This is a genomic window from Rummeliibacillus pycnus (assembly GCF_044359855.1).
GTDB classification, from domain to species: Bacteria; Bacillota; Bacilli; order Bacillales_A; family Planococcaceae; genus Rummeliibacillus; species Rummeliibacillus pycnus_A.
Map to the genome: position 1 here is coordinate 327,744 of NZ_CP132291.1, position 24,185 is coordinate 351,928.

25 protein-coding genes are annotated in these 24,185 nt (G+C 31.7%); 20 read left to right on the forward strand and 5 right to left on the reverse strand.

The window, feature by feature from the left end; all coding sequences use genetic code 11:
• The first annotated feature begins 81 nt into the window (after window positions 1-81).
• A complete protein-coding gene (locus Q8X41_RS01585; RefSeq protein ID WP_397538518.1) occupies window positions 82-495 on the forward strand; it encodes a hypothetical protein in 414 nt (137 codons plus the stop codon).
• 212 nt (window positions 496-707) lie between these two features.
• Here Q8X41_RS01585 and Q8X41_RS01590 read toward each other — a convergent pair whose 3' ends face one another.
• A complete protein-coding gene (locus Q8X41_RS01590) occupies window positions 708-1,574 on the reverse strand; it encodes a permease prefix domain 1-containing protein (RefSeq protein ID WP_397538519.1) in 867 nt (288 codons plus the stop codon).
• A gap of 1 nt (window position 1,575) precedes the next feature.
• The gene (locus tag Q8X41_RS01595) at window positions 1,576-1,899 is read right to left on the reverse strand and encodes a PadR family transcriptional regulator (protein WP_397538520.1); all 324 of its coding nucleotides are present in this window, start codon (window positions 1,897-1,899) and stop codon (window positions 1,576-1,578) included.
• 204 nt (window positions 1,900-2,103) lie between these two features.
• On the opposite strand from Q8X41_RS01595, the gene Q8X41_RS01600 reads away from it, so the two are divergent.
• The 4 genes from Q8X41_RS01600 to Q8X41_RS01615 all read left to right on the forward strand — a co-directional run bounded on the left by Q8X41_RS01600 (window position 2,104) and on the right by Q8X41_RS01615 (window position 5,514).
• Window positions 2,104-2,784, forward strand: a complete 681-nt coding sequence (locus Q8X41_RS01600; RefSeq protein ID WP_397538521.1) for an HAD family hydrolase — start codon at window positions 2,104-2,106, stop codon at window positions 2,782-2,784.
• A 58-nt stretch (window positions 2,785-2,842) separates the two neighbouring features.
• Entirely contained in the window at window positions 2,843-4,057 is a 1,215-nt protein-coding gene (locus Q8X41_RS01605) for an MFS transporter (protein ID WP_397538522.1), read from the forward strand.
• A gap of 77 nt (window positions 4,058-4,134) precedes the next feature.
• Entirely contained in the window at window positions 4,135-4,497 is a 363-nt protein-coding gene (locus Q8X41_RS01610; protein WP_397538523.1) for a hypothetical protein, read from the forward strand.
• A gap of 555 nt (window positions 4,498-5,052) precedes the next feature.
• The gene (locus Q8X41_RS01615) at window positions 5,053-5,514 is read left to right on the forward strand and encodes a lipoprotein (RefSeq protein WP_397538524.1); all 462 of its coding nucleotides are present in this window, start codon (window positions 5,053-5,055) and stop codon (window positions 5,512-5,514) included.
• A gap of 225 nt (window positions 5,515-5,739) precedes the next feature.
• On the opposite strand, the gene Q8X41_RS01620 is transcribed toward Q8X41_RS01615, so the two are convergent.
• Complete coding sequence (locus tag Q8X41_RS01620; protein WP_397538525.1) at window positions 5,740-6,201, reverse strand: VOC family protein; 462 nt, start codon at window positions 6,199-6,201, stop codon at window positions 5,740-5,742.
• Between the two features lie 494 nt (window positions 6,202-6,695).
• On the opposite strand from Q8X41_RS01620, the gene Q8X41_RS01625 reads away from it, so the two are divergent.
• The 4 genes from Q8X41_RS01625 to Q8X41_RS01640 all read left to right on the forward strand — a co-directional run bounded on the left by Q8X41_RS01625 (window position 6,696) and on the right by Q8X41_RS01640 (window position 11,339).
• A complete protein-coding gene (locus tag Q8X41_RS01625) occupies window positions 6,696-8,792 on the forward strand; it encodes a peptidoglycan D,D-transpeptidase FtsI family protein (protein ID WP_397540176.1) in 2,097 nt (698 codons plus the stop codon).
• Window positions 8,793-8,827: 35 nt separating this feature from the next.
• Window positions 8,828-9,841, forward strand: coding sequence for a serine hydrolase domain-containing protein (locus Q8X41_RS01630; RefSeq protein WP_397538526.1), 1,014 nt, complete (start codon window positions 8,828-8,830; stop codon window positions 9,839-9,841).
• A gap of 122 nt (window positions 9,842-9,963) precedes the next feature.
• Entirely contained in the window at window positions 9,964-10,521 is a 558-nt protein-coding gene (locus Q8X41_RS01635; protein ID WP_397538527.1) for a hypothetical protein, read from the forward strand.
• A gap of 275 nt (window positions 10,522-10,796) precedes the next feature.
• Entirely contained in the window at window positions 10,797-11,339 is a 543-nt protein-coding gene (locus Q8X41_RS01640; RefSeq protein WP_397538528.1) for a hypothetical protein, read from the forward strand.
• 198 nt (window positions 11,340-11,537) lie between these two features.
• On the opposite strand, the gene Q8X41_RS01645 is transcribed toward Q8X41_RS01640, so the two are convergent.
• A complete protein-coding gene (locus Q8X41_RS01645; RefSeq protein WP_397538529.1) occupies window positions 11,538-11,831 on the reverse strand; it encodes a hypothetical protein in 294 nt (97 codons plus the stop codon).
• 324 nt (window positions 11,832-12,155) lie between these two features.
• Between Q8X41_RS01645 and Q8X41_RS01650 the strand changes: the two genes are divergently transcribed.
• The gene (locus Q8X41_RS01650) at window positions 12,156-12,692 is read left to right on the forward strand and encodes a DUF1572 family protein (protein ID WP_397538530.1); all 537 of its coding nucleotides are present in this window, start codon (window positions 12,156-12,158) and stop codon (window positions 12,690-12,692) included.
• A 97-nt stretch (window positions 12,693-12,789) separates the two neighbouring features.
• Window positions 12,790-13,017: a hypothetical protein gene (locus Q8X41_RS01655; RefSeq protein ID WP_397538531.1), complete on the forward strand. Its 228-nt coding sequence runs from the start codon at window positions 12,790-12,792 to the stop codon at window positions 13,015-13,017.
• Between the two features lie 71 nt (window positions 13,018-13,088).
• Here the strand turns inward: Q8X41_RS01655 and Q8X41_RS01660 are convergent, their stop codons facing one another.
• Window positions 13,089-13,541, reverse strand: a complete 453-nt coding sequence (locus tag Q8X41_RS01660; protein ID WP_397538532.1) for a hypothetical protein — start codon at window positions 13,539-13,541, stop codon at window positions 13,089-13,091.
• Window positions 13,542-13,744: 203 nt separating this feature from the next.
• Between Q8X41_RS01660 and Q8X41_RS01665 the strand changes: the two genes are divergently transcribed.
• The 9 genes from Q8X41_RS01665 to Q8X41_RS01705 all read left to right on the forward strand — a co-directional run bounded on the left by Q8X41_RS01665 (window position 13,745) and on the right by Q8X41_RS01705 (window position 24,156).
• Window positions 13,745-14,179: a hypothetical protein gene (locus tag Q8X41_RS01665; RefSeq protein ID WP_397538533.1), complete on the forward strand. Its 435-nt coding sequence runs from the start codon at window positions 13,745-13,747 to the stop codon at window positions 14,177-14,179.
• Between the two features lie 67 nt (window positions 14,180-14,246).
• Window positions 14,247-14,768: a GNAT family N-acetyltransferase gene (locus tag Q8X41_RS01670; protein WP_397538534.1), complete on the forward strand. Its 522-nt coding sequence runs from the start codon at window positions 14,247-14,249 to the stop codon at window positions 14,766-14,768.
• 391 nt (window positions 14,769-15,159) lie between these two features.
• Entirely contained in the window at window positions 15,160-16,050 is an 891-nt protein-coding gene (locus Q8X41_RS01675) for a DMT family transporter (protein ID WP_397540177.1), read from the forward strand.
• A 600-nt stretch (window positions 16,051-16,650) separates the two neighbouring features.
• Window positions 16,651-17,502: a YitT family protein gene (locus Q8X41_RS01680; RefSeq protein WP_397538535.1), complete on the forward strand. Its 852-nt coding sequence runs from the start codon at window positions 16,651-16,653 to the stop codon at window positions 17,500-17,502.
• A gap of 256 nt (window positions 17,503-17,758) precedes the next feature.
• Window positions 17,759-18,199 carry an NUDIX domain-containing protein gene (locus Q8X41_RS01685; RefSeq protein WP_397538536.1) on the forward strand — a complete coding sequence of 147 codons (441 nt, stop codon included), beginning with the start codon at window positions 17,759-17,761 and terminating at the stop codon, window positions 18,197-18,199.
• A gap of 119 nt (window positions 18,200-18,318) precedes the next feature.
• The gene (locus tag Q8X41_RS01690) at window positions 18,319-18,594 is read left to right on the forward strand and encodes a DUF4190 domain-containing protein (protein WP_397538537.1); all 276 of its coding nucleotides are present in this window, start codon (window positions 18,319-18,321) and stop codon (window positions 18,592-18,594) included.
• A 138-nt stretch (window positions 18,595-18,732) separates the two neighbouring features.
• Complete coding sequence (locus Q8X41_RS01695) at window positions 18,733-19,014, forward strand: hypothetical protein (protein ID WP_397538538.1); 282 nt, start codon at window positions 18,733-18,735, stop codon at window positions 19,012-19,014.
• Between the two features lie 260 nt (window positions 19,015-19,274).
• Complete coding sequence (locus tag Q8X41_RS01700; protein ID WP_397538539.1) at window positions 19,275-20,060, forward strand: PhzF family phenazine biosynthesis protein; 786 nt, start codon at window positions 19,275-19,277, stop codon at window positions 20,058-20,060.
• A gap of 895 nt (window positions 20,061-20,955) precedes the next feature.
• Window positions 20,956-24,156 (forward strand): SNF2 helicase associated domain-containing protein, encoded by a 3,201-nt coding sequence (locus Q8X41_RS01705; RefSeq protein WP_397538540.1) that lies wholly within the window; start codon window positions 20,956-20,958, stop codon window positions 24,154-24,156.
• The last annotated feature ends 29 nt before the right edge of the window (window positions 24,157-24,185 follow it).

A 24,185-nucleotide genomic window follows, 5' to 3' on the forward strand; every position in this document is an offset into this window, starting at 1 on the left:
AGCTATTTTTGTATTACCGTTTAACTTAATACAAGAGATAATTTCTTTTAACCTTGTATAAAAATGAAAGCGGGTGAGGAATTGCGCAATATCGTTGCTATTATTATGTTTCTACTTTTAGTAAATGGTTGTTCGAATCCTAAAGAGAAAGAACTAGATATTAAATCAAAAAATATAACTATCCAAATAGTTGACCATCAAAATAATGAACAGAGATATTCTTTAAAAATAACAACAAACGGAAAGGCGTTCAAAGATAAAGCAGTTCTTCCAATTGAAAAGAAATTAATTACAAACAAACAAAAACAAGCGCAAGTTAATTTAAATGTGGGTGTTCTCTATACGATTACAGTTCATAAGACGAATGCTCGATCAATTCAAGAGCTATATAATAAAACGAAAGCTGTACAATTAGTAGTAGAGGAAGCACCATCGACAACATTGGAACTTACACCTGATATTGAATTGAATAAAATGATAATTGAAGTTGATTGAATATAGAATTTGGCTATTATTGCCCTTGGATACCTACCTAGTATCCAAGAAACAAAAATCGGACAATTGTGAGTGAGAATCTAAAACTGAAATTTGATTAAGTTGCTTCATTCTCATATAGATTGCCCTTCCAATAAATATATTTAGTAAATGTCCTTACATTCGATTAAACAATCAACCTCAAGCGAATCAGAAAACAGTTAACTTAATACTCAGAAAATAGAATAGAAAACTGTAATTAAATATCCACAAATCCCAATTTGAATGAAAAGACTTAACCATATTAAAATAGGGCGATAACTACTGATCAATAAACTACATAGCCAAAGAAACGTTAAAATAACAGCCGGTAGTAATCTTGATATATCTGACGCACTTCCAAAAACCAAAAAACCGAAAAGTATTACTAAAGTATAAAAAATTACAATTATGCCACTGAGGGAATTACAAATTACAATGAAGATACGATTTTTTGTTTTAAATGATTTGAATTGGCTTTTAACAGGTTGATAAATAGCACCAAGAATCATATTAACTATGATTAGAATTAACAATACAATTGCAAGTATACGAGAAATCCACGGGATAACTTGATCTAATGGTCCATCGGCTAGTAAAATTCCGAAAAACCATACAAGTATATAAAAAAAGCAAAATAAGATAAATATCATCCGATATCTAGCAATAAGTAATTGCTTTTTAGATAAAAAGATAGTTAGAACTGTCATAATACCCATCATTGTAATCCATAAATAAGGAAGGTCGATGTTAATATTTTCAATTAATAACTTAAAGATTACAAAAACTGTGAAAACCACAGAGGTTATTGCAAGCAAATACATAGCCATTGTTCGCTGAGGAGAGAAGGATTTTGTTAAAGCTTTTCCAACTTCATCAGCTTCTCCGAAATCCGCTATTGTCTTTTCTATAGCTTTGATTTCTGTAAACCCTTGGCGAATATAGTTTTCTTTTTTCTCGTTTAATAAAGAAGTTAATTCGGATTTCAAATTTCGATACTCATCTTTGTTTACTTCAACACGCTCTAAAATAAGATCGATATACCTGTCTATATTAGACATATTATTTTTCCTCCAATGCAGATTCAATTAGAATATTAATCTTTCGCCATCCTTCTAACTTTTCTTCAAATAAAGCACGTCCAGAAGTTGTTATCCGATAATACTTTCTTCTGCCTCCTAAATGTTCCTCACCCCAATAAGATTCAATGTAGGATTTTTTTTCTAATCGCTTTAAAAGTGAATACAGAGAACCTTCACTGATTTTAAGAGTATTTTCACTTGCTTCGTACACTTCCTTTAGAATGCCACCCCCATATTTATCCGCTTTCACCATTCTAGAAAGAATAATTAACTCCAAGCTACCTCGTAATTGTTCCTTATCCATTCGTCTTCACAACCTTAACTTACTTTTGTTAAGTACATAATACAACGAGGTACTTAATAGTGTCAAAATATTTTTTCAATTTATTTTTTTCTCACAATTGTCTTATAGGGTAAAATAAATGAAGGGAAAAAATGGATTTTGTCGAATGATTATTATTAAGGAAATAAATCCAAATCTTAAAGTTTTAATAAGGGGATCTAGAGAATGATAAAAGCAGTTATTTTTGATTTAGATGGGACATTACTTAATCGAAAAGCTTCAGTTGCTTCCTTTATTGAAAATCAGTATGAACGATTGCTTGTATATCTTTCTCATATTCAGAAAGATTCATATGTTAAACGATTTATTGAGTTAGATAATGACGGTAATGTATGGAAAGATAAAGTATATAGTCAACTGATAAATGAATATAAAATTTCTGGTATGACAACTGAGGATTTATTAGAGGATTATCTTACGGAATTTAAACATCATTGCAAGGCTTTTGAAAATCTTAAAGAAGTGCTTTCTCAGCTAAAAAAGCAGGGGTTATCGATAGGAATGATTACAAATGGATTTGGACAGTTTCAGTTAGATAATATAAGAGCTTTAAATATTGAAGAGTATTTTGATGTAATCAGTATTTCTGAATGGGAAGGCTTAAAAAAGCCCAATCCACAAATATTTGAACGTACATTAAAAAAGTTAGGAGTAAAAGCTACTGAAAGTGTATTTATCGGAGATCATCCGAAACATGATATCGAAGCAGCTAAAAGCATCGGTATGATAGCGATTTGGAAAAGCGAATTAACTTATGAAACTGTACAAGCAGATTACATTGTAAACAATTTAATAGAAATTCCACGAATTGTTCAAGTAATGGAAAAAGAGAAGAATTCCATTTGAAATAATCTAGTAAAATAAATTTTGAAAATTCAATTACATAATTATTCGGAGGCATAATATGGGGAGTTTGAAGAAATATTCACTTTTATTTAGTGGGATAGGGATATCTAATTTAGGCAACTGGATATATCTAATAGCTTTGAATTTATTGATATTAGACATGACAAATTCTATGACAGCTATAGCTGGTATCTATATTGTAGGTCCAATAGCCAGAATATTAACAAGCTTATGGGCTGGGTCCGTAATAGATCGTATGAATAAAAGGCAATTAATGATAGTAACTGATGTATTAAGAGGTATGGTAGTTCTATTAGTTCCCTTTATCCATTCTATTTGGGGAATTTATGCAATTATATTTGCGACAAGCATTGCTGGAGCATTCTTTGGACCAAGCTCAACTTTTTATATTTCAAAATCTGTAGATGATCCAGATAAGAAAAAATTTAATTCAATAATGGGTGTATTGAATACAGGAGCATTTTGTACAGGTCCAGCTATTGCAGGTTTTTTGATAGGACTTTCTGGTATAACATGGTGCATTATTATTAATGCAGTTTCATTTTTCATCTGTGCATTCTGTATCTATTTATTACCGGATATTCAAGATGAAAATTCTAAAAAACGCGTCTCAATTAACTTGAAAGTAATAAAAGATGATTGGCGAATCGTAAAGAATTTTATGATAGGAGAACGATACTTTACTAAAATCTATTTGTTATTCCAAGCCACTTTAATGATAGCATTTGCTCTCGATTCACAGGAGGCTACTTTTATTAAACATGATTTAGAGCAATCTGAAAAAATGTATGGATTGATAGTTAGTCTGACAGGTATTGGGGCTGTTGTTGGTGCATCTGCATCGGTTGCTCTAGTAAAGTTCTTATCACTTCAAGCATATTTAGGTATTGGAATGTTTTTAACTTCGGTTGGATATTTATTGTTCTATTGCTCAACAGGATTTTGGTCAGCAACATCAGCTTTTCTTTTATTGGGATTCTTTATGTCATTTAGTAATGCAGGATTTGATACTTTTTATCAAAAAAATGTACCTTCAAATATTATGGGGCGTTTTGGAGGAAGTGTTTCTATACTTCAAAATGTATTACAAATTACTCTTACGATTATTCTTGGAGGTCTTGCCGATTTGTTTTCTTTACAAATTGTAGCTATATTATTTGCAGCAACAAGTGTTTTGGTAGCAGCTATTTTGTGCTTTGGTGTTTTCGACAAAGAACATAACAGCTATTATATTGAATCGGAAAATACGTAATCGCAAGATAACATTCTTTTAAAAATGTATTTAAGAAGAAAAAATTAAAATCATAGTTACATAAATGGAGGGATATAGTGAGGGGATTTTCGGTTATAGCATTGTCTATTGTATTCTTTTTTGTATTTGGTTCATCTACGTCTATAGCTAAGACAAAAGACGACATGGATTTTTTACTTATACCTTATCAAAAAGTACTGGATAACCTAAGTAAGGAATTTGGAATTACTTTTTATGTTGAAGATGAAATTAAAGAAAAATTATATAGCAATGTAAAAGATATGACACCAAAAAAATTTGAGCAATCACTTAGAGATCAATTCAAACAAGCTCAGCAGTACATGCATGATTCTTCTTATGACAATGGTGAATACGGCTCATTTGGATCTAGAAACATCCCGAATGCTCAAGGGGTTTTACCAACCACACCACTTAAATAACATAAAATTAAGAAAAGCTTAGTCTCCATAAATTTTGAAGCTGAGCTTTGAATTTCAATGAATATTCGGAAATCTATAAGTGTGCTTCAATTATCATTTGAATCTAATTTATTCTTAAGTGAATCAATATCATAATGCAAATTTCATATGAAATATTCGAGCATATAATAATATCATTCTTTTGTTCATTGTGGAGCGAAAGACGGCGAGTCCTCGAAAATGCATTCGCATTTCCTTCTTGCAACGAAGCTATCGAAGCGATGCAGGAGCACATCTTTTAAGGAACAAAACCTAAGAACGCCACGTCCTGTGGCAACGGCTTCGTAACCAACATTGTGTTGGCCCGAGGAGATTGAAGCCAAGCCCGTGGAAAGCTCCTGTAGCGGAACATCCAAATCTGAATACGGAAAAGTAAATGTGGTGAAATTTTCGTATTTAAAAATCGAAAATGGATGTATGAAATTAATTAATTAATTCACTGTAAGAAAAATGAATATTTGTTAATAAAAAATGAGTATATAAAATACAAATACATATAGATAGGGAGGGGAAAATGTGAAAAGAATAGTTGGATTATTACTTTTATGTATAATGGCTTTAACTTTATTTGCTTGTGGGCAAGATCAAGCAAGCGAAAAAGATGTTTTGAAGCTTCTAAAAGATTACAAGACAGTACAGTATAATATTAAAGATCCTTCGAACCCACCATCTGGAATAGAGATAGGAAAAAAAGTGAAAGTGTACTTTTCAGAAGATGAGTTTGAAAGACAGATGGCTAATCGAGTTTTTCAATTAGCTCCAGAAATATCGAAAACTTCAGATAAAAGCATCCAATTAGAAAATGTTAAGCTAAAGAAAGCTAAAGAAAATAAAGATGGGTCAATTGATTACAATTACACATTGAAATTGAAATTTTATGATGATCAATCCTCTGAAGTTATTGAAAAAAATGGTCAATTAACAGTTGATGGGCTTAAAATAACTCGTGATCTGGAAGAACATGCTCTTAAAATGTAAATTATAATATATCTAATAAAAAAGAAGCATCTACAATAGATGCTTCTTTTGGTATTTTTTAAGAAGTTAAAAATTTTCGTACAGCATTTACTGACATATAATTAAATATGTAGTTAAGTGATGGATGGGATACTATCCTATAAATTTAACTATAGCTTTCCCATTGCCAGTGCTTGCACCAGTGATATTACTTTTTTGTCTTGTTGTATCAAATTACTCATTTGATCATCCTTCATTCAATAATTTTTCCCATTCCTCAAATGATAACTTATCTGTCATATGTTGCAGGAAATCAGGAACTTCAACATAACACATCAATTCTAAACTGTTTCCATCTGGATCTTGAAAGTAAACCGAAGCATTATTTTGGTATGGACGAACAAATGGTTCTATAGAATTACTACTACCAAAGGGTACAGCATCAATTTGAATAGAATCTAACCATTTTAAAGACGCTTTTAAGTCATCATATGAAACTTCAAAAGCAATATGTCGTAGAGAAGGGTGATAAGGAGCTTGATACTCTTTTCCCTCCCATAATCCTAACCAGCTTCTACCTTCTTCAATCCAAAAGAAAGCAATTTTATCATTACGCCAAGCCAATTTCAAGCCTAATTTTTCATAAAAGTTTATTGATGTACTTAAATGTTTTACCGGTAAATGTGATTCATATAAACCCTTTATCAAATTCTCCAACTCCTTCATTTATTTAAATCTATTATCAATATACGGTAAATTCAGAATTTTAAAATCAATCAAAGGTCTAAACTTGCTTATTTTATATTTTGCTAAATGTAATAACGGAAAAAAGAAGAAATTAAATTCAGCAAGATGCAAAATAGCAGATATACACTACATCTAGATAGTTTGAAGTTAAGCCGGTCATAGTTTGTATATAGGTTTGCTGACTGGAACTTAAATACGTGAAAGGATTCTCACTAGAAAATGAGTTTGAAAAACACATGCTCTATCGTGTTATTCAATTAGCACCGGATACGGATATAGAAAGTTAAAAAACTCCTACTTTATAATTTGTTTAAAACTGGAATCAATAGTAGTATTAAGGCGCTATCTAGTATATTATTAAAATATAACAATATTTGTATATTCAAAAGAGAAGGTGTCAATGATTGCGTCGAAATAATACAACAAACAAAATACATGAAAAGCTTTCATTTCGTATGAATGTTCTTTTCTTCTCTATTTTTGTCTTATTTTCAATCCTTATTTTACGATTGGGTTACATGCAAATCGTAAAAGGAAATGACTATGTTAGAGCATTACAGCAAACAGAAGAAGTAACAGTTAATACTAGTGTACCACGGGGGCGAATTTATGATCGTCAAGGAAGAGTATTAGTCGATAATAAGCCGAAAAATGCGATTACGTATACGAAACTTCAATCTACAACAAGTGATGAAATGTTAAAAACAGCAAGAAAATTAGCAACGCTCATTAAGATGGATACAAGTAAAATTGCATTACGAGATAAACAAGATTTTTGGATCAAGCTACATAATAAAGAAGCTTATGCAAAGGTTTCGAAAAGTGAACAAGATGCGATTAATAAAAGCCAAAAAATAGCTGCTACAGATAAACAAGCTGAGATCGATAAATTAGTACGAGATAGGATTACAAAATCAGATCTGAAAAGTTTAACGAAAAAAGACTTACAAGTTTTAGCGATTTACAGCAAAATGATTGCAGGTTATAACTTATCACCACAAATCATAAAAAGTGATCATGTAACAGATAAAGAATTCGCTGTTGTTTCAGAACATTTATTTGATTTACCAAATGTCAACACAACTACTGATTGGGATCGTGTTAAAAATTCTGATTTAAGTATTCTTGGCTCTACCACATCCCCAACTGAAGGTATACCAAAAGATAAATTAGATTACTATTTAGCTCGAAATTATTCGAGGAATGACCGAGTTGGGAAAAGTTACATAGAGGAAGAATATGAAGAAGTACTACAAGGGCAAAAAGCAGTGGTGAAAAGTGAAACAAATGGATCTGGACAAGTAGTTGATACAACTACCGTATCTGAAGGAGCACCTGGTAATGACTTAGTTTTAACTGTTGATAGTGAATTGCAATTACAATTAGATAAGATTGTAGAGAAGCAATTGCTTACTGCAAAATCACAAGGTGGTGCCTACTTATTGGACCGTGCCTTTTTAGTCATGATGAATCCAAATACAGGTGAAATCTTATCAATGGTAGGAAAAAAACTTGATACAGATGAAAAAGGGAATACCTCAGTTAATGATTATGCAATTGGTACATTCACCTCTTCCTATGAAGTAGGTTCTGTTGTTAAACCGGCAACATTGCTAACGGGTTACTCTCTAGGTGCAATTAAGCCGGGACAAGTATTACTAGATACCCCTATAAATATTGCTGGTACGATAAAAAAATCTATTTTTAACCCATCTGGTGCTATGTATTTAGATGACTTAACTGCTTTAGAACGTTCTTCTAACGTTTATATGTTTCAAACAGCGTTTAGAATTGCTGGAGTTAATTATGTACCTGGTGCTGGTTTACGTATAGATGCTAATAATTTTGCTAAAGTCCGTAATTCTTTTGCGCAGTTTGGCTTAGGTGTTGAAACGGGTATTGATCTTCCTGGCGAAGCAACAGGAGTTAAAGGACAGGAAACCCTTTCTGGTAAATTTCTTGACCTAGTCATTGGGCAATATGATACGTTTACGCCGCTACAATTAGCCCAGTATGTTTCGACCATTGCCAATGGAGGTAAGAGAATACAACCACATTTATTAAAAGAAATTCGGGAACCTTCAGAAGATGGAAAAACAATAGGCAAGATTATTGAAGAAGTAAAACCTAACGTTTTGAATATTATTGATAATTCACAAGAGGAAATCAAACATGTGAAAAATGGGATGCACCGCGTATACTTTGGAAATCAAGGCTCAGCCGCTTCTAAGTTTAAAGACGCTAACTTTGACGCAGCAGGGAAAACAGGTACTGCGGAAGTTGTATACTATGGTCCTAAAAAAACATCATATGGTACAAAAACATTGACAATAACACATATCGGATTTGCCCCATATGACAATCCAGAAATTGCGTATGCAGTTGTCATTCCATGGGTTACTACTTCAGGTTCAATCACTAATCCTACCAATAACATCATCGCAAGACAGGCTATTGAAAAGTATTTTGAACTACAAAAGAAAAAAACAAAAAATGCCGAAGAAACTGTTGGACAAAAAATTCAAAAATCTACAACGGATAAAAGAAACTGATTAAGCGAATTCTGAAATCAGGGAGCATGGAATCTATGATTATTGAAAGAAGACTAAGTGACAAATTTAAATCGGTTGTTACGCATGTTAAAAATACATCTAAATTAGTCGATTGTTCTGGCGCTGCTATTATTATTATACAAAGCGATAAAATAGTGACTGAGAAGTATTGGGGGAAGCAATCAAAATCTGAAAATGCAAGATTAATTCAACCCGATACACAATTTCACGTTGCTTCAGTAAGGAAAAGTTATATCGGTTTTGCAGTCGCATATGCAATACACAAGGGATCTATTTCTTCAATTGATGATCCAGTAGAAAAATACCTTCCTTTCCTAGAACCTGATTTGATAAGAGGGACTACGATTAGGCACTTATTAACGCATACGCATGGATTATTGATTAGTATTGGAGAAGTGCAAAGGGAGTTCTTGCCAGAAAGCAATTGGGCATATCGTGGAACTGGAATTGACATGTTAACGCAAATTGTCAAAATTACAACTGGTAAAACAGTATCAGAGATAGTTTTGGAACAAGTATTCGAACCATTAAATTTCAAGGAAAGTGGATGGTATGGAGAATTAACTGAAAATCTTGTTGATGTGATTAGAAAGCCGAATGACCAAAGTTGGTATACAAGCAAAAGTACAGCTGGCGATAAAATGAATATGTATGTGTCTGCAAGAGAATTGGCAAAATGGGGATACCTTCATCTAAAACAGGGATGTATAGATGGAAAACAGGCTGTTACAAAGGAAATAATTAATTTGTCTACATCACTTATAAGTCCCAAGACACTAGACTCGGATCTTCCTCAAAACGGCTATTTATGGTTCGTTAAGGACTTACCTTCGATGAAAACGGAAATAGGCGGAAATGTACCGAAAGGCTCCTATCAAATTTTAGGTTATACAGGTGTTACATTGTTAGTTATTCCTAAGTACGATATAGTGGCTGTCCGTGCATTTAATAGTTTTGGTTCTCCCAATGGATATGACTATTTGTCTGACGTGAGAAGTTTTGGTGATACAGTAATCAGTTGTAAATAGTTATTCCTAGCTTGATTATAAAAATTAGTTCTAGACTATTGAAATTAATTTTTGATGCGATTCCTGATTACCTAAAAGCAATTCAATACATTAAATCTCTTTAAAATAGGAGGAGTTTTAGTATGGGAAAAGTAAAATTACTATTTATACTAACATTTTTACTTTTGATGTCCACAGGTTGTTCTGATCAAGAGGATAAAGAGCAAAATGGTGTTGAAGATGCAAAAACTTTTCTAAATGCATACTACAATGTATCATATGAAGAAAGTATTAAAATAATGGATAAGGTAACCAATCCATTAGCTGAACAAGTAAAAGACAATAAAGAAGAAAATCCAACAGCAGATGTACATTATAGAGTAGGTGAACTTTACCCTAAATCATTTGAATCCTTCTTCACCAAAGAGGGGTATAATAGAGCATTAAAGAACGGTATGTTTAGTTTACTACCACAATTAGCCATTAAGAAACATGCTAACTATAAATTAGAGTCATTAAAACAAATCTCTTACGAAGGAAAAGAGGGGTATTCAGAATTTAAGTATGAAGCAAAGGTAAGCGAAATAATAAAAGGAAAGTCAAAAGAGTATACAGATAATGTTCAATTCTACATGGTAGAGGATAAAGGTAAATGGAAGATGAGCAATCTACGTATCTTAGATTCAGAATACATGAAATAACCTAACTCAACTCCAAATAAAATAAGTGTGAGCAACTAGAAAAATTAATCTAGTTGCTTATTTTTATATTCAAACGGATAATCTATGAATCGACCTTTCTTAACAATATATAATAATTGTGGTATAATTAGGAATCGCCTGAATACTAACAATTCTACTAGATTTAGCTGTTTCATACTACAAGAAATAAATAATAGCAGTAATTCAAGTAACAGAAATGAATTAATTTAATAACTAGCAAGACACTAAATAAAAACGAAAAGGGGTAATTTCAAATGAAATTAAAAACGTTCTTAATTTTCGCTTTAACTGCCTTACTAGCAATTACAACTTTAGCAACGGTACAAGCAAATGCCAAATCGAAATATGTTGAATACGAGTACAAGTACAAAACAGATTCAGCATACACGATAAACGAAATGAAGAAATCCAAAGATTACACTATAGCTGATGAATCTTCTAACCCTAAGTATGAGAAGAATCAGCTGAAAATGAATAAGAGTCTTTATGGTTTCACGTATGTTAAGTTAAAAAAGAACCAAACAGTAACTTTACAAGATACAAAGGTATCGATTAAAGATGGTTATTTCGTCACTGCAAATCAAAGCAAGAAAATCAACAAAACAATGAAAAACACAAGTACTAAATACATCAACGGAAAAATCGTACCGAAGGTTATCAAAGTAGTTGATGGGGTTCTCTATTATGAAGGTAAGAAATTAACTGGTTCAATGTCGCATAAATGTGTAAAGAACAAAGAATTGATTCTCCACTTCCATGAGGGTAAAGTAATAGACGTGCAAGAAACATATTACTAATAAGTTTATTGGTAGTGTTTACCGGCGTATATATAATTGCTTTTTATGGGTTTAATGAACCTTAAAAGAACCACAGTTTATAAAACTGTGGTTCTTCATTTTTTACTTCTACTTGAATCAATTTCATAATAAATTTTATCTCTAAAACAGCCATTAAAAAAATGAATGTATATATGAATGTATATATAAAGTTAATATCTAAAGCGAAAAACTTAAAAGAAACGCCCATAAGATCACAATTATTAAAAAGATAAAAATTACAATTATACCTGAATATCTAATGATGGCCTTCTTTTCTTTGTTTTTCAGTCCAAGAATTCCAAATATAAAACTGGCAAGCCAACAAATTAATCCTAAAATTGCGACACTAATTGTTGCAATGGCCCTCTCTTTGCTCAAATCACCGTATACATTCCCAAGATATTGACTAATGCATAACAAAATTATTCCTACAAGACTCAACACTAAAGAATAAAAGCTATGATTCTTCAAAAAAATTCTCCTTTCTTTATAGCATATTGTTAGTAGCTTGAATGTTGAAAGGATTTTTAGAAAAACTAATAGTATTTATAATTATATTTTACAATTATTACAAATAATTGTAAAATATAATTAAGTTTAAAAAGCAAAATATTTTTTATTGGCCATTAGACCCTAAGTACGTCCTTTAAAGAATAATGTAGTACGTTGGGGCATTCCTAAACTGCAGAGCTTTTCAGAAAGAATAATAATCTTTGCTGCATTCAAAGTTGTAAGAAAATTGTTAAAATTATTTATGGATTTGATTAAAACAAATCAAAAGGAGAGGACTCACTCTTGATTGAACAGGAATATTTAAAAGCTGTGGGAACTAGGTTTTTGGAAATGAAAAAATTAGGTGATAAGACTTTTCAGCGACTAACTAATATGGATATTCATTGGATTCCATCCGAAGGATCTAATAGTATAGCTATTATTGTTAAACATGTGAGTGGAAATATGATTTCAAGGTGGACTGATTTTCTGACAACCGATGGGGAGAAACAAAGTAGAAATAGAGATGCTGAATTCTTGGATACCATTTCTTCGGTTGAAGAATTAATTAATGTTTGGAGTAAAGGGTGGACTATACTTTTTAAAGCCTTAAATTCACTAAAAGCTGAGGATTTATTAAAAAGCATTTACATTCGCGGAGAAAAACATAGTGTAATTGAGGCAATAGAACGACAAGTCGCTCACTATTCTTATCATGTTGGTCAAATTGTATATATTGGCAAGCAAGTAAAAGGAAAAGAATGGGATAGCCTTAGTATTCCAGTAGGTAAATCAGATGAATTTTTACGAGAAATGATCAACAAGCATAAGCAATCGTAAGGAGAAGCCGGAATATAAAATAAAAGAGCTAATAAATGAGATAGAAAAAGCAACTTAAAGATCTTAACTTTACTTAATAGAAAAAAGAGGAGTTTTTATGGAGAAATTACTTAAAAAAAGTACATTATATGGGTTTGTCATAGGTTTAGGGATAGCAATTATATTTGTTAATTACAAAGAAATTAGAGATTTGGGTAATGGAGGTATAGAAATTGCTTATTTGCCTCTTAGTGAGTATATAATCTCTGTTTTGAGATATGGGGTAATAGCATCTTTTGTTGGCGTACTATGTGGATGGATTATTTATTTAAACCAGAAAAAATAGAGCATTTTTTAATTAAAGGGAAATTAGATTTAGAAATTATAAGAATAAAACCTAATTATTGTCGTATTCGATTAGTCTAAAGGATTATCATCCGCAAGCTCATCGCTGTTTGTAGCTCCATCCCAACCATCGAATTCACCATTTAATACTGCTTCTTTTTTTGCTGTACGAGTGAAATTTGCCTCTAAAAATTTTCCGTTTAAATCATAAAAGACGGATTTTTTTACAATCATTCGCTTATCTTCATATACAGAAGCAAAAAAGTATAAAACTTGTCCTCTATAGTCAGTAGGTAAAGAGAGAAGTGCATACCTTCCTAGTTTCTTTTGTATAACATCTAAATCGCTTCCATTAACTTTTTCACGTATATTTAAGGTTGCATTTTTGTACTCTTTATAAACATGTTCCTTTTGAGGAAGGGAAGAGTAAAATTCATCTACAGATTTTTCCTTTGCATTTACAATTGAAGAGATGTTCAAACAAGCAAAAAATATTAACAATATTAAATATAGCTTGTGCTTCAAGATATTCACTTCCTTTTGATTATTCAATTTCTAATTTTATAATGCCTTACTAATAAGAATTCATGCATCTATAGAAGAGGATAAATTATGTCAATCCTGAAAATGCAGCAACATATTTCATTTTTTATCTGAGAGAACAAGAGAATAGTATAAAAGATATAAAAACTTCAAAGGGGCTGGATTTTATTAAAAGAATAAAAATAGTGTCTATAAGTATTTTGTATACATTAAATCTATTATTATTTGGATGTTCTACAGAGGATAAAACAAGTTGGACAGTATCACCAACTTTTAAATATGATCATAAGACAATGTATGGAACAGAAGGAACGTTTGGAATTGTTAAGGCAAATGGAGAAAAAAATGAACCAGAATTTCCAACTAAACAAGGTCGATTATATGATATCTATTTTCTAGATTCTTCTAAAGGAGTTCACGAAAATGATGGGAAAAAATATAAAATGACCGCTACCCATCAAGATAGTACAGAAACAGTAACTCTCTATGAATGGGACATCTGGAGTAATAAGAGTGGAGCAAAATTCGGCTTTGATAAAGAGGGACTATGGAAAATAGACGTTACTATAGATGATAAGCCTATTACGAATTTCATAATAAAGGCAGAAGAGCTTAAATAATTTGATATATTATCTAAATACTAGAATTTTGAAATTTAGAAGTAATAATAAAAAGGTGGGAAAAGAAATGGAAATCTTATTAGAAAGACTAAATATTGGAGATGCTGAAAACTTATTTAACTTTGAAAGTGAAAACAAAGATTTTTTTGAAAAATCAGTACCTTCAAGAGGTGACGATTATTATAATTATGGAGTATTTTTGGATAGATTGAATTCATTATTAGATGAACAAACAAAAGGAATATCATATTATTATTTAATTAAAGATACGAAAGGGTCCATTCTTGGAAGGATTAATGTTGTTGATATTGAACAATCAAAAGGCCATGGATATCTTGGATATAGAGTTGGCCAATCGAATAATGGAAAAGGAGTCGCGAGCAAAGCCTTAAAGTTACTTAAAGAGATAATTCTTGATGAAGGAATTGCAAATCAGTTATCTGCAAAAACTACTATTAATAATCTAGGTTCCCAAAAGGTCTTAGAAAAGAATGGTTTTAATCTTGTAAACAAAAATGATGAATCAACAGTAATGATTAATGGACAAAGTTTTAATTTTATTCATTATTATTGGGAAGTTCATAATTAGTATACTAAAATGAGAGTTTTTTTGAATTAGTAGATAATTTTCTGAGAAGACCTAGTAGTGCAAGATGGAAACAACATAACAGCAAGAGGCCGTGGGTTTGTTAGATTTAGGAGTTGTTTTGGGAAAGCATTAAACCTTGAATTTGATGAAAGATGGTATAAAGAATAATATAATAAGCTCTATAACTAATTAGTTTTAATTTTTCAGTGAGTGCGTCAGCTGAAGAACCTCTTAAAGCAGCCGTTATTCGAGATCATCAACTATGGATAAAAGAAGGAGAAAAAGAAAGACAACTGAAGGTAGGGAGCAATGTCTCATCTCCAAAGTGGGAGGGTATAAGTAATGTTCCGTAAATCACAACATATAGAAAGAAGGATCAACATTGATCAACATGAAGAAATACATAGGGGAAATACTTCTATTAATAACTGCTATTATATGGGGAAGCGGATATATTGGGATGGAAATAGGGCTTGAACATCTAACGGTATTCCAAATAATGGCGGGGCGTTTTTTAGTTGCGACCATCTTATTAAGTTTAATTTTCTGGAAGAAATTAAAGTTGATAAGTAAATCGGTTTTATGGAAAGGAGCAATACTTGGAGGAATTCTATTTATTGCATTTACCGTGCAAACAATGGGGCTAGTCTATACAACACCATCAAAAAATGCATTTTTAACAGCAATTAATGTAATTATCGTACCTGTTATTGCCTATATTATCTATAAAAGAAAATTTGATCGTTTTGAAATACTAGCGGCTGTGTTGGCTGTTGTAGGGATTGGTTTTTTATCATTACAAGGCTCAATGACGATTAATATTGGGGATTTCTTATCTATGGTGAGTGCAATAGGATTTGCTTTTGATATTTTTTATACAAATGTGTTTGTGAAAACGGAAGATGCATTAGCATTAACAATTGTTCAATTATTAACCGCTTCGATATTAAGTATCTCAGCGGTCATACTATTAGGAGAGGTACCAACAACTATATCAACAGAAGAAATATCTATCATATTTTACTTAGGCGTATTTTGTACTACCATTGCATACGTTTGCCAAAACATCGGAATGCAGTATGCTAACCCAACAAAATCAGCTCTTCTTTTATCAACAGAGGCACTTTTTGGGACAATTTTCTCTGTCATGATCCTACATGAAATTTTAACGGGACGTATGATAATAGGTGGCATTTTAATTTTAGTGGCGATACTTGTTGCTGAATTAAAGCCGAGATTTAGACATCAAAAGAGTCTAGAAGGTAAAGTGCATGGCCAATGAATACAAACCAACTAAAAGTAAAATGGGATGATATGTAAGCTAGTTTCAGTTAAAGCAGGAGCAAGACAATTTAAAAAGGAATAGTTCATCTCACCTCTATAGGTTTCTTGTTTTATATATGTAAATACTGGAATGAAGAATGTGAAAAGGACTTATACGAAAGAAGCAGGCAAAAATATTTGGATGAAGCGTATTATAAAAATCATGATAGATAACGATTCATCAGAAAAAGGCTGTTATGGTGTAATTACGTAATCAAAACTAAATGTATATTTGTTTCATTAAAATTAAAAGACGCTTCAAATCCTTTAATATAAGGGGTTTGGGGCGTTTTTTGTTAAGTATTAGAAAGGTATATATGAATTCATAATAATCCATTGTTTTTTTCAAAATTAACATCAAATCCTATACGAAAGGTTCCTGTAAAGGTAGAGGAATCAATAAGTTTTGAAATGGAGCAAGTGACTTTATGGTTGGTTTATATAAATAGATTGAATATACAAGTCCTATATGGGAAAAGATTTCTGAAAGAGATTATTTACCAAAAATATTTGAATAGTATTCACTTTAGTTTATTGACTAATAAAAAGGAGTAAAATTATGTCATTTATTGCACAAAAAAAAGATGTGCCTATTTATTTTGAGGTAGTATGCGTAATTCTCGGAACATTAATTTCAGCATTCGCTTTGAACATGATTATTATTCCAGCAGGACTTCTATCAGGTGGAGTAACAGGGATTTCTCAAATTATTAAACATTTTATTCCCATAAATGTAGGGTATTTTTATTTTATATTAAATATACCACTCATGATTTTGGGATATAAATTTCTAGGGAAAAAATTCAGTATTTATACTATACTTTCCATTACATTAGTCTCTGTTTTCCTTGTTTTTATTCCTATTCGACCCATCTTAACAAATAATATCTTACTTTCAGCTATTTTCGGAGGTGTGATTAACATGATTGGGAGTGCCATTGTCCTTCGTTTCGGCGGTTCGCAGGGTGGCTTAGATATACCTTCAAGAATCATTGCTAAATATAAAAATATTTCGGTTGGAAAAATAAACTTAATGATTAATATCGTGATTGTTACGATTTCTGGGTTTATATTTGGGAGTGAAATCGCCTTATATACTATTATTTCGATGACATTTTCTATGAAAACATCTGATCTTATTTTAAACCACGTTAATCGTATTACTTTATTGATTATTACAGATAAAGGAGACGAAGTAGCAGAATTAATAACCCATGATATACATCGTGGTACTACCTCTTGGCAAGCTAGTGGTGGTTATACCCATAAAGAAAAAACCGTTTTATTTTGTGTTATTGTTAAAGGAGAGTTGGCTCAATTAAAAAATATTGTAAAGAAGGCTGATCCACATGCTTTTGTCAGTGTTATTACAACGCAAAACGTCATTGGTCGTTTCCATCAGATTTGGTGAAGGATAACCTTTTATTTTTAAATTATTTGTGTATAATGTTGAAGTGTACTAAAAAATTATAATTATTGTTTATGAACTGGAAAATTGTAGATAGGGTTCCGCTATTTATATAGGACTGAGACCGAGGTCTACATCTTTTACGAATGTAAAAGGCACCTATTGACATAAAAGGTCCGAGGGGAAAGGTTCAGCGTATTTGTTATGCGTTGAAATCTTTCCCCTCGGACTTTTTTTATTTTTAAGGAGGATTTATAGGATGAAAAAAATTGATGAATTAGGCGCTGGTATTGCTGTTATTATTTTTAATGAGGAAAAACAAGTTTTATTACAGAAAAGAGCGGATGTTGGGTTATGGGGTATTCCTTCAGGACATATAGAAATAGGGGAAACCGTTTCTGAAGCAGCAATTAGGGAAATAAAAGAGGAAACCAATTTAGATATTAAGATTAAAAAACTAATTGGTGTATACTCTGATCCAAATTCTCAAGTATTTGAATATCCAAATGGTCAGGTAGTACATTTTATTACAACTTGTTTCCTTGCTGAAATTACAGGTGGACTACTTAAATGTAATTTAGAGGAATCACTAGAAATAAAGTTCTTTGACCAACAAAATCTTCCTCAAGATTTATTAAAAATGCATCCTCGATGGTTAGATGATGCTCTAGCTAATCAAGAGAGGGCATTTATTCGTTAAAGTGAATACATTTGAAGAAAATGTCTTTGGAGATACTTGGTTAAAAATGTATTAAGGTATTTAAAAAGTTAATGTATAATATGGCAAATTATTGTATCATTTTATTAAGGAGGGATGAAATGAGTAATACAAATAGTAAATCGATTGCATCACTCATAATGGGCATATTATCTATATTCATACCTTTAGCAGGCCTAATTCTGGGTATTGTAGGAATTATCTTATCAAATATAAGTTTAAAAGAGATGAAGGTTTCAAGTGAAAATGGAAAAGGTTTGGCTGTATCAGGTATGGTTTGCGGTATCGTAGGAGTGTGCATTCATATTATTCTAATTGGATTTATTATTTTAGGATTTTTATCATTTTCACTATATAATGAAACTGGAATTAAATAAAATATTATTATAGATTTTTCTACAATATAGGTGCGTCTTTACAAAAAATGTAGAGACGCATTTACTTTATTAAAAATATGTCATACTCCCCATCTGTATAGTTGGTGATGTTAAAATCATTTCGAGTAGAGGTGTATTATGAAACCATTCAGTATAGGGTCAATCGGCTTAATAATTTTAGGATTACTTATTTGGGGATTTAATTGGATAATTGATGGTTATTCTGATGCAATTGTAATTATAGGTTTAATTTTTTTATTAATAGGTACTGGATTTAGTTTAATCGCTATCGCAAAAAAAGAAAATGGTAGTTTAAAATTTATATCTCTCACTTCTTTTTTATTTATCCTATTTTTCGTTACTTTGTTTGAACCATTCCAAGTCATTCGCATAATAACATGGCTTAAAAATATTGCTTAACATAGTGATGATTGGTATTAATCAGGAACACTGATAGCAACCCACATGAGATATGAAGTTATCTAGGTTCCTCCGCCATCTTCCGCTTGATAGATATTTTTCTAATAGATATGGCATATAACAAATGCTCCCCATTTAACGTTAGTGTTTTTTTCAAAACTTTGAATTATTAAATTGATTCAATTGTGAAAAAGGAATTTAGATATTTACTATCGAACTTTAAGAATAATGTTCTTTATTATAGAAAGTGGGAGAAATTTATGCAACTTTCGATTATAAATACTTTTACAGAACAGCCCTTTAAAGGAAATCCAGCGGCTGTTTGTTATTTAAGTGAAGAAAAAGAAAGTAACTGGATGCAGCAAATTGCAAAAGAGATTAATTTACCAACTACAGCTTTCATCAATTTATTAAATAATAAATATTATCTTCGATGGTTTACTCCTACCACCGAAATACCAATTTGTGGGCACGGAACACTGGCAAGTTCATATTTTTTATGGGAAAAGGGATTATTTGATAAAGAGAAATCTATTACTTTTCAAACTAAAAGTGGAGTACTTGAAGCGCAGTTAATCGATGATTGGGTTCAATTACAGTTTCCTACAATGATTCAAGAAAAGACAATTGCTCCTGATGTATTAGTAAGGGCTCTGGGAGTTGATCTTACATATGTTGGTAAAAATAAACTTGATTATTTAGTTGAAGTGGAATCTGAAGATCTTGTTAGAAATTTGAAACCAAATATAGATTTGATTACTCAATTAGCAGTTCGAGGTGTGATTGTTACAAGTAAATCTAATACAAGTGAATTCGACTTTGTTTCACGTTTCTTTTCTCCATCTCAAGGGATAAATGAGGACTTTGTAAATGGTTCATCACATTGCTGTTTAGGACCTTATTGGAAGGATAAATTCAAAAAAAATAATTTGACAGCATACCAAGCTTCTGAAAGAGGGGGAATAATAAAACTTAGAGTAATAGATGGTGCAGTTTTATTATCTGGTAAGGCAGTAACTATTTTTGAAGGAAAGCTAACAGTCTAAAATAAAGAGAAAAAACTCTTCTAAATATAGAAGAGTTTTAGAACAATAGCGAGTTTTTATCTCCACAAACATGGCCCTGCCCACAAACAACCAGCAGCCGGTTCAACTTTTGAAGATGCAGACGCTGGTGTTACTGCACTGGTAGAGGCAATTATAGATATACTAAAAAGTACAATAAATAATTTTTTCATCCTAAACACCACCCTTCGACTATATTATGATTAATTATTTACTAATATGTCAAATAATAGAAAAGTAGGAATTGTTATGAATATATACACGCCATTATTAATTTCAATAGGCTTTATTATTTTACAAGCTAGTGCAAGTAAGAAACGTTTTTTATGGGGGAGTTTTACGATAGCATTTATTTACATGATATTTGTTATTCTTATAGCCAAAATATACGATTTGACGTTTGTCTTAGCCCTAATTTCAATATATTTTTGGTTAATGTTTATTATGGTGTTCTTCACAAGAACAAAATACGATTAATAATTTAAAACAGAAAAATGTAAAAATGTCTTTTCATTATATTCGTTTTTTACTTTTAAAATGGATAAATTTCGGTGTATTTTGTTCATTCATTGATTTTAAAAATGAATTGTACTCATTTCAAATACCCTCCCATCAATATTTAACGCTACTTTTCATCAAATATCCTCCCTTTTATCCTCTCTCAAAACACCTTTCTTTGAATTTCACATTCTTTTTTATACCTCTTTATTTCTTCATCCAAAGATTCACTAACACGACAAATAACCCTAACTGTTCCTAATGTAAAAGATTCGTTTGAATAAAGAATACATGATAAAATGAAGACAATTGAAGAAAAAAGTATAAGCTTTAAATTGATAATTACTAAGGATATATAGAAAGAAAGGAGCGGGAGTACATGGACATAAAAGTAACTCACAAGATGATCAAAGAAATGTGCGGTACCGTTGCCTTCAAAAGAGGAGACTCTTTTTATCGATCAAATAAAGTTACGATTAATGAATATAGAAATGATTACTGTTATGCCATAGTTAATGGAACGGAAGCTTTTCATGTCACAATTGAAAAAGATTCAGCGGGCAAAATGAAAACAGCATGCAGCTGTCCTAAGTTAGAAAATTTTCAAAAAAGTTGTCAACACATAGCTGCTGTTTTATTAGCCATCTGTGAATATCAACGTCTTGGAACAAGTCCGATCGATGCAAATAAAAAACATAATAGTGAAATTACAGAAGACTTCATGAAAATCTTTAATCATCCAACAAAAAGAACTAGCGGACATCAACGTCATTTTGAAAATAGAGAAGTATTAGATCTCCTGTTTATACTTAAACCACTATCTATTAGTAAAGATCAGCATTTGTTTGGAATAGAACTGAATATTGAGCATTTGAAGGTACAAAACATTCGAGCATTCTTGCAAGATGTAAAACAAGGAAAACCTAGTAGGTTATCTCCTACAATTTGTTATGATCCAAACATTCATTGCTTTGTAAACAAGTCAGATGAAGTGATTCAACAACTTATCGAAATTTTAGAGGATGAAAAAACCTTGTTAAATTCATTTCCAAACGATTTTGATTGGAGAGTTAGTAATCAAACATTACTGATTCCGCCATCCATTTGGGACAGATTCAACAAATTAATTGCGTATTCCTCATTTAAACTTGAATATAAGGGGCAATTTTTTGAGAGTTTACAAGTACTGAATGGACCGCCACCACTTCAATTCACAATAGAAGAAATGAAAAGTAATGGTTACCAACTTACGATAAAAGGTTTTGAGCAACTGACCATAATGGATGCTTATAAATGTGTATTGAATGAAGGAAATGTATTCTCTTCAGAAGATAATGATTTAGACCGATTAATTGAACTTAAGAGAATGTTACCATCTATTGATTCAAACTACATTTCGATTTCACATGAACAGATTGATTTTTTTCTAAACAAGATAGTACCTGGCTTAAAAAAAATTGGCGAAGTACAAGTGTCTAAAAAAGTTACCCAAAAGATCTTGAAAGAACCATTAATTGCCAAGCTATACTTGGATCGAGTGCACAATCGCTTACTAGCGGGATTAGAGTTCCATTATGAAAATGCCATGATTCAACCACTAGAAAGCCGTGATTTTGCAACAGGACCAATGATAATTAGGGATTTAGAAAAGGAAGAAAAAATACTTGAACTCATGGAGAACAGCAGCTTTTCTAAAACAGAAGGCGGCTATTATATGCAAAATGAAGAACTAGAGTATGAATTTTTATATCATGTTGTACCAAAGCTTCAATCATTGGTACAAATTTTTGCGACAACTGCGGTACGAAACCGAATCGTAACAAAGAATGCCTTCCCTAAAATTAGAGTTAAGCATCAAAAAGATCGAATGAATTGGTTGGAATTTAAATTTGAGATGAAGGGTATTGCTGATGATCAGATTCGAGAGATATTAGGGGCACTTGAAGAAAAACGGAAATATTATCGCCTCCGTGATGGATCACTATTATCACTTGAAACAAAGGAAATGGAAGAAATTCAGCGTTTTCTAAATGAAGCACCTATTCAGGATGATGGTTTTGAAGAAAGTCTTAATCTGCCTATCACACAAGGTCTTAAATTTCTTGATTTTCTTGATGGCGAAATCTTTACTATAGAGGAATCTTTCCGCCAGTTTATTGATCAATTAGTTCATCCAAGTTCATTGGATATAGATGTTCCAAAAAGTTTAAGTAATGTTTTAAGAGACTATCAAAAAGATGGATATAAATGGTTGAAGACACTTGCTAGCTATGGTTTTGGTGGAATTTTAGCAGACGATATGGGGCTTGGAAAAACTGTTCAAAGTATTACATACATTGTATCTGAACTTTCAAGCATTCGAGATAAAAGTCTCCCTGTTCTTATAGTTTGTCCTTCATCTCTAACTTACAATTGGTTACATGAAATAATGAAATTTGCATCTGAAGTTCAAGTGATTGTAATGGATGGTAATAAAGTGGATCGAGAACATCTTCAAAAGAATATCAAAGGTGTAGATGTCATTATTACATCCTACTCATTACTACGACATGATATTAAATGGTATGAAAACCAAACCTTCCATACTGTATTCTTTGATGAAGCACAGGCTTTTAAAAATCCGACAACCCAAACCGCGCGTGCAGTTAAAAAAATAAAAGCAGATCATCTTTTCGGTTTAACTGGTACACCAATTGAAAATTCACTTGAAGAACTGTGGTCAATATACCATGTTGTCTTTCCGCAACTTTTCCAAGGGCTAAGGGAATATAGCTATCTATCCAGTAAAGCAGTTGCTAGAAGAGTACGACCGTTTATGTTACGAAGATTAAAAGAAGACGTGTTAGCAGAGTTGCCCCAAAAAATTGAGTCACTTGAATCATCAGAACTATTACCTGAACAGAAGAAACTTTATGCTGCCTATTTAGCGAAGCTTCGACATAAGACTTTAAAACACCTTGATAAAGAAACAATTCGCAAGAATCGTATTAAAATTTTAGCGGGATTGACAAGGTTAAGACAAATTTGTTGCCACCCAGCATTGTTTGTTGAAGGCTACAAGGGAAGCTCGGCAAAATTCGAACAACTTCTGAAAATTGTAGAGGAAGCTAAACTTTCTGGAAGAAGAGTACTGATCTTTTCTCAATTTACGAAAATGCTGAAGATAATAGGGAAAGAACTCACAATGCGAGGGCAGACGTTCTTTTATCTAGATGGACAAACGCCTTCAGAAGAACGAGTAGAAATATGCAATCGATTTAATAATTACGAGCGAGACATATTCCTTATCTCCTTAAAAGCAGGAGGTACTGGATTGAATTTAACAGGTGCGGATACAGTTATCTTATATGATCTTTGGTGGAATCCTGCAGTTGAGGAACAGGCTGCTGACCGAGTCCATCGTATTGGGCAGAAAAATGAAGTTCAAGTGATTAAACTCATGGCACGTGGCACAATTGAAGAAAAGATGAATGAGTTACAAGGAAAAAAGAGAGATCTCGTTTCAAATATTATTGATGGGGATCAAAAAATATCAGCAACACTAACTGAAGAGGACATTCGAGAAATTTTGATGATTTAGAATAAGCTAAGTTCTCTGTAAATATTGAA

What these genes read in the sequence shown, in the direction of transcription:
- Q8X41_RS01640 (WP_397538528.1), top strand. Translation starts at nt 10,797, where the DNA reads ATGAAATTAAAAACGTTCTTAATTTTCGCTTTAACTGCCTTACTAGCA.
- Q8X41_RS01705 (WP_397538540.1), top strand. Translation starts at nt 20,956, where the DNA reads ATGGACATAAAAGTAACTCACAAGATGATCAAAGAAATGTGCGGTACC.
- Q8X41_RS01625 (WP_397540176.1), top strand. Translation starts at nt 6,696, where the DNA reads ATGAATGTTCTTTTCTTCTCTATTTTTGTCTTATTTTCAATCCTTATT.
- Q8X41_RS01630 (WP_397538526.1), top strand. Translation starts at nt 8,828, where the DNA reads ATGATTATTGAAAGAAGACTAAGTGACAAATTTAAATCGGTTGTTACG.
- Q8X41_RS01655 (WP_397538531.1), top strand. Translation starts at nt 12,790, where the DNA reads ATGGAGAAATTACTTAAAAAAAGTACATTATATGGGTTTGTCATAGGT.
- Q8X41_RS01605 (WP_397538522.1), top strand. Translation starts at nt 2,843, where the DNA reads ATGGGGAGTTTGAAGAAATATTCACTTTTATTTAGTGGGATAGGGATA.
- Q8X41_RS01670 (WP_397538534.1), top strand. Translation starts at nt 14,247, where the DNA reads ATGGAAATCTTATTAGAAAGACTAAATATTGGAGATGCTGAAAACTTA.
- Q8X41_RS01590 (WP_397538519.1), bottom strand. Translation starts at nt 1,574, where the DNA reads ATGTCTAATATAGACAGGTATATCGATCTTATTTTAGAGCGTGTTGAA.
- Q8X41_RS01695 (WP_397538538.1), top strand. Translation starts at nt 18,733, where the DNA reads ATGAAACCATTCAGTATAGGGTCAATCGGCTTAATAATTTTAGGATTA.
- Q8X41_RS01675 (WP_397540177.1), top strand. Translation starts at nt 15,160, where the DNA reads ATGAAGAAATACATAGGGGAAATACTTCTATTAATAACTGCTATTATA.
- Q8X41_RS01635 (WP_397538527.1), top strand. Translation starts at nt 9,964, where the DNA reads ATGGGAAAAGTAAAATTACTATTTATACTAACATTTTTACTTTTGATG.
- Q8X41_RS01685 (WP_397538536.1), top strand. Translation starts at nt 17,759, where the DNA reads ATGAAAAAAATTGATGAATTAGGCGCTGGTATTGCTGTTATTATTTTT.
- Q8X41_RS01680 (WP_397538535.1), top strand. Translation starts at nt 16,651, where the DNA reads ATGTCATTTATTGCACAAAAAAAAGATGTGCCTATTTATTTTGAGGTA.
- Q8X41_RS01700 (WP_397538539.1), top strand. Translation starts at nt 19,275, where the DNA reads ATGCAACTTTCGATTATAAATACTTTTACAGAACAGCCCTTTAAAGGA.
- Q8X41_RS01600 (WP_397538521.1), top strand. Translation starts at nt 2,104, where the DNA reads ATGATAAAAGCAGTTATTTTTGATTTAGATGGGACATTACTTAATCGA.
- Q8X41_RS01595 (WP_397538520.1), bottom strand. Translation starts at nt 1,899, where the DNA reads ATGGATAAGGAACAATTACGAGGTAGCTTGGAGTTAATTATTCTTTCT.
- Q8X41_RS01690 (WP_397538537.1), top strand. Translation starts at nt 18,319, where the DNA reads ATGAGTAATACAAATAGTAAATCGATTGCATCACTCATAATGGGCATA.